Source organism: Candidatus Paracaedimonas acanthamoebae, from assembly GCA_017307065.1.
Taxonomy (GTDB): Bacteria; Pseudomonadota; Alphaproteobacteria; order Caedimonadales; family Caedimonadaceae; genus Paracaedimonas; species Paracaedimonas acanthamoebae_A.
On the sequence record JAFKGL010000010.1, the window covers coordinates 187,289 to 197,333 of the forward strand.

A 10,045-nucleotide genomic window follows, 5' to 3' on the forward strand; every position below is an offset into this window, starting at 1 on the left:
CTTACATTATGCCGGAATCTTTACCTGAGACTCTGTCTCTTCAGACACGAGGCACAATAGCAAAGATAGGGGGATCTCTCACAAGTCTTTTGACCAACACCGATCCTGGCCTGAGTATCTTCACCGCCAGCAATGCCATCGATCATAACTTTGTTCAGCAGAGGATAGAAATGTTAAAATTTACTCTGTAAAAACTTATTAGTGTTTCAAGATTAAACTTCCAAAGGAAAATGAAAATGTTCTCAATCAAGATTCATAACATTCTACTACTACTTTTGACATTAACAATCACTGGATGTGCAAGTGTTACATACGAAGAACCCACATCTGGACCTATAGCAAGAGTTAGGTTCGTAACAGACATGGAAATGGTAACTGTAGTTAGAGGCTACAAATCCAAAGAGTGTGATGATGAGCATGAGATGATGAGACTTAGAAATGGATTTGTTTTTAATAGTGACCCTAGATGCCTTGGCATACCTCTATGGGACTATCATGAGAATGGTGCAAAAGAATTTTATATAAGAGCAGGTGTCCCTCAAGTTTATATGTTTGAAGGTGCTAAAGGTAATCGTATCATTTGTAAATGCGGGGTTGTTATACAACACACATTTGAAGAAGGCAAAGATTACGAGGTTAGTTATAAATGGAATAACTGCAATTGTAATGTAGAGGTTTATGAAATTAGAAAAAATATTGTAGGAAATGCCGAAAAGATTTTATTACAAAATAGAGACCGAAACTTACCCTCTGATTTTTCAAAAACTTGTTTAGCAAAATTCAAAGAGGTTCGTTTATACTAAGCGTAAAAGCTATTTCGAAAAGCACAAGAGTTTAGATTGGTTCTACATAAGCTTCATTAAACTATTCTCGATATTGAACTGTTGGTGGACCAGACGAGCTTATTCCCTTAAGCACTTGACTCTTTTCTACAGATTTATCTGTAATTGAGCTTGCCTTTTATCGTAAGCTATTAGCTTAGCCTCACCAGAACTTTCCCCACATCTCCAATCCCTGCAGTTTAAGTGGGATATTTCTTAGCTCGAGAGAGAGATTAAGACGCCAATATAGTGTTCTTTTTGTTTGTAAAATTGGCCATGGCGTGATTTTCCGTAAGAATAATCAATGAGACCTTGAAGGAGTCTTCCTTGCCAGACGGGGTTTTCTAATTGTAATCCTGCCCGTACATTTAGCGTTGGTTTAAATTTATTTTCTTCCCAACTATGAATATGTGCACCTGCTACAGCTCTTGTCGTATGAAAGATAAATTTATCTTCAGAGATGTAATCAAAGCCGCCTTCGAAAGTGAGAGGTTTGATGGTGGAGGGATCGCGATGGATAATATAACCAATGCTCAGATAAGGCCTTAAACTATTAAACTTATAAGCGGTAAGCCATTTAAGAGTTTCATAACTGAGATTAATTCTTTTTTTGGTAATCGTTGGATCTTTCACAATAAGTTCATCGCCCAAATGCGAGCTAAGATGGGAGAACTGAATCATATTCTGCCATTTTTTACTACGCACAATTGAAAGTCCTATTCCTACAAAGTAATCAGAGTTAATTAATGTCGTTGGATTTGACGAAATATCCATAGCTCCAAAAAGTCCTGCTTGGATGCCTAGTTCATATATTTCACTGTTGTTTTTGTGACGGAAGAGGGCTAAATTCTCGCCGAAAGATAAAGAATAAATGCTTTTGCCATGATTTTTTTTAAAATGATTTTGATATCCTACAGAAAATCTCGGCCATTTAGGGTCCGCAATCGGTGCATTATAAATAGTTCCAGAAGGCATAGGTTCATCTAGTCCCGGTTTTTCTTCTTCTACGGGCTTCGGTAGAGTCATTTCGGGTGTATTTATTTTATCTTCATAATGGATTTTAATCGTTTGAAAATATTTTGTCCTTAAAAGGCGTTCTCTCAATCTTTGCTCTACATGAATATCAAGAGGATCCCCCTTAATTGTAAGATAAAGAATATGATTCGTGATGGTGAGATGAACATCTTCTTCTGGGATCGCGTCATCAGTTATTGAGCGAGCATATCCGAGATAATAATCATTAGAGTGTGAGAAGCTTGGATGTGGGGCTGTCAAAGTCATAAAGCTTAAGAAAAGAATTAGATAAAAATAATAAAATTTCATATGCTTTCCCAGTCTTAGATTTCATTAAAAAATCATACGATAAACTTTTTCTCTATGCATTTAAAATTTAATTAAATTTTTATTTAAATGAGATTGATTTTATTGGGGGCTATGTAAGGAAAATAGCAGTTAAAAAGCTTCTTTTTAGGAGGTTTTTGACAGGCTAAAGGTGAAAATTGACTTGCATTGTTGGAAAAAATGTTAGATACATTAATAAACATTTATTAAATTTTAGTTAATTAAATCTAGAAAAAAACTTAAGAATACTATTGGCAATAAAAAGCTCAATGATGAGACTATTTCAATAGAGAAATTTGAACTTAAAGTTGCTTTGGTTGGTTCTGGGGTTTTATAAATTAAATATGAGGTGGGTTGAAATGAAGAAACTTATTAAAAAAAATGCAAATATACATCCATGGCATCTCGTCGGGATTGCAAAAGTAGGTTAACTCTTAGGTTGTTGAATATTGCTGATATTAAAGGGGGATTGAAAGCTTTATTTTATAATAGAAGGGGCTTTAAGAATTAATTAAGAGCCTAATTATTATGGATTTAGAAAAGCTTCGAGTATTTTATCAGGTTGCAAAGCGAGGAAGTATTTCTGCTGCTGCAACAAGCTTAAAAATTGCTCAATCAGCCATTAGCCGCTCGATTGCAATGTTAGAAGAAGAGCTGGATACCCAACTGTTTATAAGGCTGGGTGGAGCTAAAGGTGTTATTCCCTCGGATTCAGGGCAGCTATTATTAAATACAGCAAAAAAGATATTCGACCTTGAAAATCTAGCCACAATAGAAATTGAAGATTTTAATAAAGAGCCCGCGGGTACCCTCAAAATCATTACGAGTTTGGGGACAATTAATTTTTGGCTTATTGAAATCTTGTCGGATTTTCTTAAACAATATCCCAAATTTAATTTTATTCTTGAAGGATATAATGATGTGATGGTTGAGTTCGAGGCAGCGGATGCTGATGTTGCCATAGGACCTTTGATCGCAAATGTGCCTGATTTGATCCAAGAATATTTAATGTCCTATCCTTTGAAACTCTATGCTAGCCCCGAATATATCAAAAATTTTGGGCTGCCAAAAAGTACTAAAGACCTTGATAACCATCGAATTATTACATTCTCAACATTAAGAAAAAGCTTTTTAGGAAATGTAGATTGGCATCTTAATTTAGGGTGTGCCACAGGTGTTTCAAGAAAGCCTTTTTTACAAGTGAACTCGAGCCTTGCGTTAACGAGAGCTGCAGAACAAGGGCTTGGGATCATCTCAATGAATCCTCACTTTCCAGGGATAGGAAAATTAGTCGAAGTTCTACCTGAGATTGAAAAACATTGGGTTGATATCTATTATTCTTATCATCGGAGCCTTAAAAACTCTCGACGGATTAAGGCCTTTCAAGAATATTTAACTCAAAATATCTTGTCTAGTGGTTATTGTATAAAGGATTCAGGTTAATTATCTGAATTTAGGAGATAAAATTTTTTTATCTCTAAGATCTATTTTTTAGATGACAAAGTTGAATATATATGCTTTTATGAGAATTGAGAATAAGATTTAAATATGGGCCATGTTAAGTGGCTCGTATGGTTCTAGCGATTATCTTTTCCCTCCCCTAACTTTCGCTGGGACCTAATTAAGAGTCGGTGTTTTTTTAAGCGCCGGCTCTTTTTATTCATATTGCTCAAATTCCCTGATTGCCTTATAGATTTATTCAAGAGAAGAAAGGAATCTGCAACCATAAAGGGGGCTATATGCAGAACGATGAAACTTTAAAGATCGACCAAGAGCAACCTGAGCTTATTCATAAATCAAGGCGTGATTTTCTCATTTTAGCGACGAGTGCGGTAGGTGTTGTAGGAACTTCAGGCTTTATCTGGCCTTTCGTTAAAAGTATGAATCCTGCTGCAGATGTTTTAGCTCTAGCCTCTATTGAACTTGATCTTAAGCCGATTCAAGTCGGACAAGCTATTACTGTCATGTGGCGAGGCCGTCCCTTATTTATCCGTCATCGAACCGCTCAAGAAATCCAAGAAGCTAAAAACGTTAACCTTGCAGACCTCGTTGATCCTCAATCGGATGATGAGCGTTTTAAACAATATCCTCAATGGCTGGTAGTGGTCGGTGTCTGTACCCATTTAGGGTGTGTTCCTTCTGGACAAAAGCCCAGTGATAATCGCGGTCAGTACGGCGGCTGGTATTGCCCTTGTCACGGATCTGTTTATGATATTTCAGGGCGAATCCGCGGCGGACCTGCCCCTCGGAATTTAGAGGTGCCGCCTTATACCTTTTTAAATGAAACAACCTTGAAAGTAGGTTAGGAGTCGATATGACAATGCCTTCGTCAGAAAAAAAGAAAGCAGGATTTGTTCAGTGGGTTGATGAACGTCTGCCTGTTTTTTCTTTTATTAATAAAGAATTGGTGGACTACCCAACTCCCCGGAATCTAAGTTATTGGTGGAATTTTGGATCTCTTGCGGGAGTTGTGTTGGTTGTCATGATTTTAACCGGCATTTTCTTAGCAATGTTTTATACACCACATGTGGATCATGCTTTTAATAGCGTGGAACGCATCATGCGAGAAGTCAACTATGGCTGGCTAATACGCTACATTCATATGAATGGTGCCTCAATGTTTTTTGTCGTCGTTTATATTCATATGTTTCGAGGACTTTATTATGGGTCCTATAAAGCGCCGCGCGAACTTTTGTGGATTTTGGGGGTTGTTATTTTTCTGCTCATGATGGCGACAGCTTTCATGGGATATGTCTTGCCATGGGGCCAGATGAGTTACTGGGGTGCCACTGTGATCACTAATCTATTCTCGGCTATTCCTTTGATTGGAGATTCTATTGTTACGTGGTTATGGGGCGGATTTTCTGTGGCAAATCCGACATTAAACCGCTTCTTTGCTTTGCATTATCTATTTCCTTTTTTGATTGTAGGCGTGGTTTTTCTTCATTTAATTGCACTTCATCAGCATGGGTCAAATAACCCTCTTGGGATTGATGCCAAGAAGCCTGGAGATAAGATCCCGTTCCATCCTTATTACACCGTGAAAGATCTTTTAGGACTAGGTGTTTTATTGATGGTATGGGGGAGCTTTGTTTTTTTTGCGCCTAATTTTTTTGGAGAACCCGATAATTATATTCCCGCGGATCCACTTGTGACTCCTGAACATATCGTTCCTGAATGGTATTTTTTGCCTTTTTATGCTATTTTGCGTTCTGTGCCAGATAAATTAGGAGGCGTCGTGTTGATGTTTAGCGCCGTTTTTATCTTGACCTTAATGCCTTGGTTAGATCGCTCTCCTATTCGCAGTGCCCGCTTTAGACCGTTATATAAAGTCTTGTTTTGGATCTTTGTGGCCACGTGTTTGATTCTGGGTTGGGTTGGTTCTCAAAAACCTGAAGGATTACCTTTGATCTTTGGAAGAATAGCAACAGTTTATTATTTTATTCATTTCTTAGTTTTTGTGCCTCTTTTGAATCGGATTGAACGTCCTCTTCCTTTGCCTGAGAGCCTTCAAAAGAAATCGGTACCTTCTGTAAAAGGGGGAGCCTCCTCATGAGCCGTCGTTTCTTAAGAGAAATTTCAATTGTTTTATTTAACTTATTGGTTAGTGATGAGCCTTGTGCGAATGAGCAACCTCTTTTCCCACAAGAAAAGTGGAGCTTTGATCAACTATTCGGGACTTACGACCGGGCTGAACTTCAACGAGGATTTCAAGTTTATCAACAAGTTTGCTCAACATGCCATGGATTGAGTCATATCAGTTATCGACAGTTGAAAGCTCTTGGATTTAGTGAGGCTAAAATTAAGGCGATTGCCGCGCAGAAAGAAGTTCAAGATGGAGTGGATGAAGATGGAAATCCTGTTAAAAGAAATGGGAAGCCGTCAGATTATTTTCCGAATCCTTTTGTGAATGAAAAAGCCGCACGCGCCGCGAATAATGGCGCGAATCCACCGGATCTTTCTTTAGTGATTAAAGGCCGCAAGGGAGGGCCTCATTACGTGAAAGCCTTGTTAAAAGGATATGTTGAGACTCCTGCAGGAATGAAATTAGCCCCAGGGATGTCCTATAATCTTTATTTCGGCGGACATCAAATAGCCATGGCTTCTCCTTTGTCGGATCACCTTGTTGAGTATGCGGACGGAACTGCGGCCACTGTTGATCAGATGGCGCATGATGTTGTGACTTTTTTGGCATGGGCGTCAGAGCCTGAAATGGAAGAGCGGAAGCATTTAGGCGTCAAAATTTTAACGTATCTTTTAGTTTTTACTGTTCTAATGGGGCTTGTAAAAAGACGGACATGGCGTCGACTTGAAGAATAGAGAGAACAATGGCAACCTTGGTTGTAACAGAAGCTTTAGTCCAATGTGCAGCAGGAGCCGCCCCGAGTGCTATGACTATTCTAGGGAATGTCATTGCGGGCGAAGGGATGGTTGGAAATATTAGTAGCGCTATTCCTTTCGTGAATATTGAAGGATTTTCTGCGTGCTCAATCCTTGCCGCAGAAACTTTGGGGGTCGATACAGAGTGTGTTCCTGCTGTAGAATCTTGGGTGCCGGGGGTGCCAACAGTTCTTGTGGGAGAGGAAGCGGCTTTAGATCAAATCTCTATACTTGCCTGCAACATCGGAGGTGTTATTACCGTTGAATTTCCTGGTCAATTACAAATTAGTGCTCTTGCTTAAATCTTAATAAAATCTTTAATATCTTATGCCATTCTAAAAGTATTGATAAGAAAAAGACGGAGGATATGATGAGTCATCTTTCTCTTCAGCTGCAAAATTATCGTTTAACAACCGCTGAAATCCTTTATTATTTGCCGGATCATCCAGAAATTTTACAAACGTTTATCTGGCAAGAATATGACTTACTTCCCAATTTTCCTGAACTCCATAAATTCCTTGATTTTTGGGCACATCATATTGAAGGACGGATGCATTCGGTCACGGTGGCTCATGTGGCGCTTATTAAAGCGTCAGAGTTTAAGTATACCTCCTGTTCTTTAAGTCTTCATTAGAGAAATAATTAAAAAATCTGATAGACTCTTCTTATTTTGAGATACCTGAGAAGAGTCTATGGATGCAGAGCTTTCTGTTTTCTATCGAGTTTCCTCTTGAGAGGATCCTAACGACGAACGAGAAGAAGGACTGCTTGATGAAGATTTGACCTCATTTAGGTTCTTTTTTTTCCCGCTCAAAGACCTTTTTAAATCCCCAAGTAGAGTACGCTTTTTTTGGGGAGACTCGGATTTGGGAGATTCCGGACTTTTTTCTACAGAAATTTTTTCGTCAGAAGATGATGCTGTAGAAAGAGCTCTAAAGCGCGAGGATTCCTGAAGGGCAGTTGCAGAAATACCTTGAGGTGATTTCTCACTCATTGATTCGGAGCGTTTTTCCTTCAACGGTCTCTTTTTTTCAGAGTGTAAGGAAGGTATAGAGCCTGTGCGAAACTCTTCTGTGGAGTTTGGGCCTTTGGGGCTGGTAGTCATAACACGAGGGCTACTTGTCGTTTTCGCGCGTCCTCTTTGGACGATACTATCTTGTGAGGAAGAGGGCAACGGTGAGGGGGAAAGTTTTGGAGGAGATATAGAATCGCTACTCCTTGGGCTTAAGAGGGGGCTGGTTGGCTCTTCGGACGTAAGGTCAGAGAAATCAGGCGTGCCATCCGGCAATGCAACAGTGAGACGGCGATATTGCGCGACTTTTTGGCAGACTCCTCGAAACTTTTGTTCTAGCTCTTCTGTTATTGTTAGAAATTTTTGTTCCAGGTCATCTCTTTTTGGAGAAAATTTTGGCTCTTGGGGAGATGATGGGGTTTGTTGTTCTTGCTGTAGTTTTTGCAGTCCTTCTTTTTCTTTTTGGCGTGTTTTATGAAGGATAAAATATCCCTTTAATTGACCATGTAGGGCGTAAGAGGGAGAAAGTTCTTGAAGAAATAATTCTGTTTCATAAATCCGAGCAAATAAAGTTGCTAGCATCTCATAGGCGCTAAAGTCGTCGAGTTTTTTTGCCGTGAGTTCTGTTGGATAATCGTCCATAAGAGCAAGACCGTCATGAACTAATTCTTTAATCGTACTTGCCGCATTTTTTTTAAAGAGCGTCATCGTTGCTTCGTGATCTTCTTGTGATGTACTGATCATAGATTGAACTGGTAAAGGGGATGAGTCTTTAGAGTTAGAGAAGGGGATAATCCACTCTTTTAAAAGGCGCATTTGGGGTACGCATGCTCCAAGAAAGGCCCCAATGTCCTCAGAAGCTTTTATTTCAGCTTTTTTTATGGAGGGTGACTTCTCCCGTGAAGCAGAAAGAATGTCTTCATCTACTTTTGTTGCGATAGCAGGCATGCTTAATAAGGTTGTTGTTAAAAGTGAGCAAAAGAAAGAGAGTTTAGTCATGAACTACCTATAAAAAAGAATTTGAGCCCGATTAAAAATTATATAAAAGTATTTTATTCCCTATATAGTAAAAAAGTGTCATAAAGTCAATGATGAAAAATAATAAAGTATACTTTTTTGGAGCCTATACCGCGTCATTTAAAGATTCTATTTTTTGACTTTTAGGCGCGAAATATTGAAGTGCGCACGCGTCAGCAATAATCTTTCATGGGTCTCTTATTAAACCCTCAGAATTTAAATATGCCCCTTATCCTCTGAGTCTCCCGTAGAGAGATTCTAAGTATTAACTTTATTTTAAACCACTCTGTAGTCTGATGGAATGAGTTTATTAAATATAGGCTATTAAAATGCTTAAAAAGATCTTCTTTTTTATTCTAGGTTTTTTTGTTTCCGTGGGGAATCAAGTATTTGCCGTAAGTGGTCTTCCAACTGAGGCTTCTCAAACTTTAAAATCAGCAGTGCTAGAAGAGGATTATCGAAAATTAAATCAAGCACTTCAGGGTACTTTAAACGAAATTGTCACGGCCATTGCAGTCGTCGAACAGAGTGTTGATCAACAAAAATTGGAAGGTACTCTGACAACGCTTAATCAGAAATTAGAGGCAGAAATAATATTTTCTGGAATCAATCTTGGAACACCAGGACTAAAAGAGGCTAAACAGCATGTGAAAATATTTGTCGATAATATCAAGGTTACTCTTACTCAAGCTATTAAGGATATCGTGGGCATCCAAGGAGCAAAAAGGAAATTTGGTGAAAAACCAGAATTCAAGCCTTGGATTATAGCCTTGGATGATCTCGAAAAGAAGACAAAAGCCGAATTACAGCAGGGGAAAAACTTTTTAGAAGTTGTGTTTGCTTATGCTGAAGCAAACTTTATTGCAACATCACCTCAGGCTACAGCTGAAGAAAAGCAAGCCTATCAAAGTATTGCAAGTGCCAAAGAACACGAAATTGCGTATTTTTCAGATGCTCTTCAAAAAGCTGCTATCGAAAGAAATCAAGCATTCACGGTGGCGAATGAAGAACGTGCAAAGTTGATGGCAAAGAAATAAAGAGAAGTTGTTGAAAGGATGAACCCTGTTAGAAATATTATCTTCTATTTTGAAGTTAATTTTTAAGAGGGTTTTTCTCTGAAAAGGGAAGCTTAAAGAGCTTCTTAGTCTTTGTTGGTATTTTCATAAAAATCTGTAAACATAAAAGGATGAAGGTGAGTTTTCACCGAACCTTCTCTTAAACTTTGACGAAACTCGTTTGTGGTGGCCTCTATATTGCGAGAGGCCGCTCGCTTAAATAAATTAAGTTTTGAAGAATCAGAAGATTCCCAATCAATAATATTTGTAAGAGGAACGAGTGCTTTTTAGAGAAAGAAGATATGCGTTTTTGGCATGTGAGGGGGGGTGATTTTTGAAATTCGTGACAGAAATTTGTTGATATTTTTGGTGAAATTTGTTACTATAATTGTATAGGGTTGAAGAGTTGACGAACTCTT

11 protein-coding genes are annotated in these 10,045 nt (G+C 38.5%); 9 read left to right on the top strand and 2 right to left on the bottom strand.

Annotation, left to right across the window (positions count from 1 at the left end; all coding sequences use genetic code 11):
* The first annotated feature begins 8 nt into the window (after nucleotides 1–8).
* Both J0H12_01005 and J0H12_01010 read left to right on the top strand, forming a co-directional pair.
* A complete protein-coding gene (locus J0H12_01005; GenBank protein ID MBN9412493.1) occupies nucleotides 9–191 on the top strand; it encodes a hypothetical protein in 183 nt (60 codons plus the stop codon).
* 177 nt (nucleotides 192–368) lie between these two features.
* Nucleotides 369–803, top strand: a complete 435-nt coding sequence (locus tag J0H12_01010) for a hypothetical protein (protein ID MBN9412494.1) — start codon at nucleotides 369–371, stop codon at nucleotides 801–803.
* Between the two features lie 234 nt (nucleotides 804–1,037).
* Here the strand turns inward: J0H12_01010 and J0H12_01015 are convergent, their stop codons facing one another.
* Nucleotides 1,038–2,144, bottom strand: a complete 1,107-nt coding sequence (locus J0H12_01015; GenBank protein MBN9412495.1) for a DUF1207 domain-containing protein — start codon at nucleotides 2,142–2,144, stop codon at nucleotides 1,038–1,040.
* 546 nt (nucleotides 2,145–2,690) lie between these two features.
* Between J0H12_01015 and J0H12_01020 the strand changes: the two genes are divergently transcribed.
* The 6 genes from J0H12_01020 (at nucleotide 2,691) to J0H12_01045 (ending at nucleotide 7,176) form a co-directional block, all read left to right on the top strand.
* Complete coding sequence (locus tag J0H12_01020; protein MBN9412496.1) at nucleotides 2,691–3,605, top strand: LysR family transcriptional regulator; 915 nt, start codon at nucleotides 2,691–2,693, stop codon at nucleotides 3,603–3,605.
* A gap of 296 nt (nucleotides 3,606–3,901) precedes the next feature.
* Nucleotides 3,902–4,468, top strand: a complete 567-nt coding sequence (gene petA, locus J0H12_01025; GenBank protein ID MBN9412497.1) for a ubiquinol-cytochrome c reductase iron-sulfur subunit — start codon at nucleotides 3,902–3,904, stop codon at nucleotides 4,466–4,468.
* 8 nt (nucleotides 4,469–4,476) lie between these two features.
* Nucleotides 4,477–5,718, top strand: coding sequence for a cytochrome b N-terminal domain-containing protein (locus J0H12_01030; protein ID MBN9412498.1), 1,242 nt, complete (start codon nucleotides 4,477–4,479; stop codon nucleotides 5,716–5,718).
* A complete protein-coding gene (locus J0H12_01035) occupies nucleotides 5,715–6,482 on the top strand; it encodes a cytochrome c1 (GenBank protein ID MBN9412499.1) in 768 nt (255 codons plus the stop codon). Before J0H12_01030 ends, J0H12_01035 begins: the two co-directional genes overlap by 4 nt.
* An 8-nt stretch (nucleotides 6,483–6,490) precedes the next feature.
* Nucleotides 6,491–6,844: a DUF4280 domain-containing protein gene (locus J0H12_01040; protein ID MBN9412500.1), complete on the top strand. Its 354-nt coding sequence runs from the start codon at nucleotides 6,491–6,493 to the stop codon at nucleotides 6,842–6,844.
* Nucleotides 6,845–6,912: 68 nt separating this feature from the next.
* Nucleotides 6,913–7,176: a hypothetical protein gene (locus tag J0H12_01045; protein ID MBN9412501.1), complete on the top strand. Its 264-nt coding sequence runs from the start codon at nucleotides 6,913–6,915 to the stop codon at nucleotides 7,174–7,176.
* Between the two features lie 81 nt (nucleotides 7,177–7,257).
* Here the strand turns inward: J0H12_01045 and J0H12_01050 are convergent, their stop codons facing one another.
* Complete coding sequence (locus tag J0H12_01050) at nucleotides 7,258–8,553, bottom strand: hypothetical protein (protein MBN9412502.1); 1,296 nt, start codon at nucleotides 8,551–8,553, stop codon at nucleotides 7,258–7,260.
* A gap of 347 nt (nucleotides 8,554–8,900) precedes the next feature.
* Between J0H12_01050 and J0H12_01055 the strand changes: the two genes are divergently transcribed.
* Nucleotides 8,901–9,608 (top strand): hypothetical protein, encoded by a 708-nt coding sequence (locus tag J0H12_01055; protein ID MBN9412503.1) that lies wholly within the window; start codon nucleotides 8,901–8,903, stop codon nucleotides 9,606–9,608.
* Nucleotides 9,609–10,045 lie beyond the last annotated feature (437 nt).

What these genes read in the sequence shown, in the direction of transcription:
- J0H12_01010 (MBN9412494.1), top strand. Translation starts at nt 369, where the DNA reads ATGGTAACTGTAGTTAGAGGCTACAAATCCAAAGAGTGTGATGATGAG.
- J0H12_01020 (MBN9412496.1), top strand. Translation starts at nt 2,691, where the DNA reads ATGGATTTAGAAAAGCTTCGAGTATTTTATCAGGTTGCAAAGCGAGGA.
- J0H12_01055 (MBN9412503.1), top strand. Translation starts at nt 8,901, where the DNA reads ATGCTTAAAAAGATCTTCTTTTTTATTCTAGGTTTTTTTGTTTCCGTG.
- J0H12_01015 (MBN9412495.1), bottom strand. Translation starts at nt 2,144, where the DNA reads ATGAAATTTTATTATTTTTATCTAATTCTTTTCTTAAGCTTTATGACT.
- petA (MBN9412497.1), top strand. Translation starts at nt 3,902, where the DNA reads ATGCAGAACGATGAAACTTTAAAGATCGACCAAGAGCAACCTGAGCTT.
- J0H12_01040 (MBN9412500.1), top strand. Translation starts at nt 6,491, where the DNA reads ATGGCAACCTTGGTTGTAACAGAAGCTTTAGTCCAATGTGCAGCAGGA.
- J0H12_01030 (MBN9412498.1), top strand. Translation starts at nt 4,477, where the DNA reads ATGACAATGCCTTCGTCAGAAAAAAAGAAAGCAGGATTTGTTCAGTGG.
- J0H12_01045 (MBN9412501.1), top strand. Translation starts at nt 6,913, where the DNA reads ATGAGTCATCTTTCTCTTCAGCTGCAAAATTATCGTTTAACAACCGCT.
- J0H12_01005 (MBN9412493.1), top strand. Translation starts at nt 9, where the DNA reads ATGCCGGAATCTTTACCTGAGACTCTGTCTCTTCAGACACGAGGCACA.
- J0H12_01035 (MBN9412499.1), top strand. Translation starts at nt 5,715, where the DNA reads ATGAGCCGTCGTTTCTTAAGAGAAATTTCAATTGTTTTATTTAACTTA.
- J0H12_01050 (MBN9412502.1), bottom strand. Translation starts at nt 8,553, where the DNA reads ATGACTAAACTCTCTTTCTTTTGCTCACTTTTAACAACAACCTTATTA.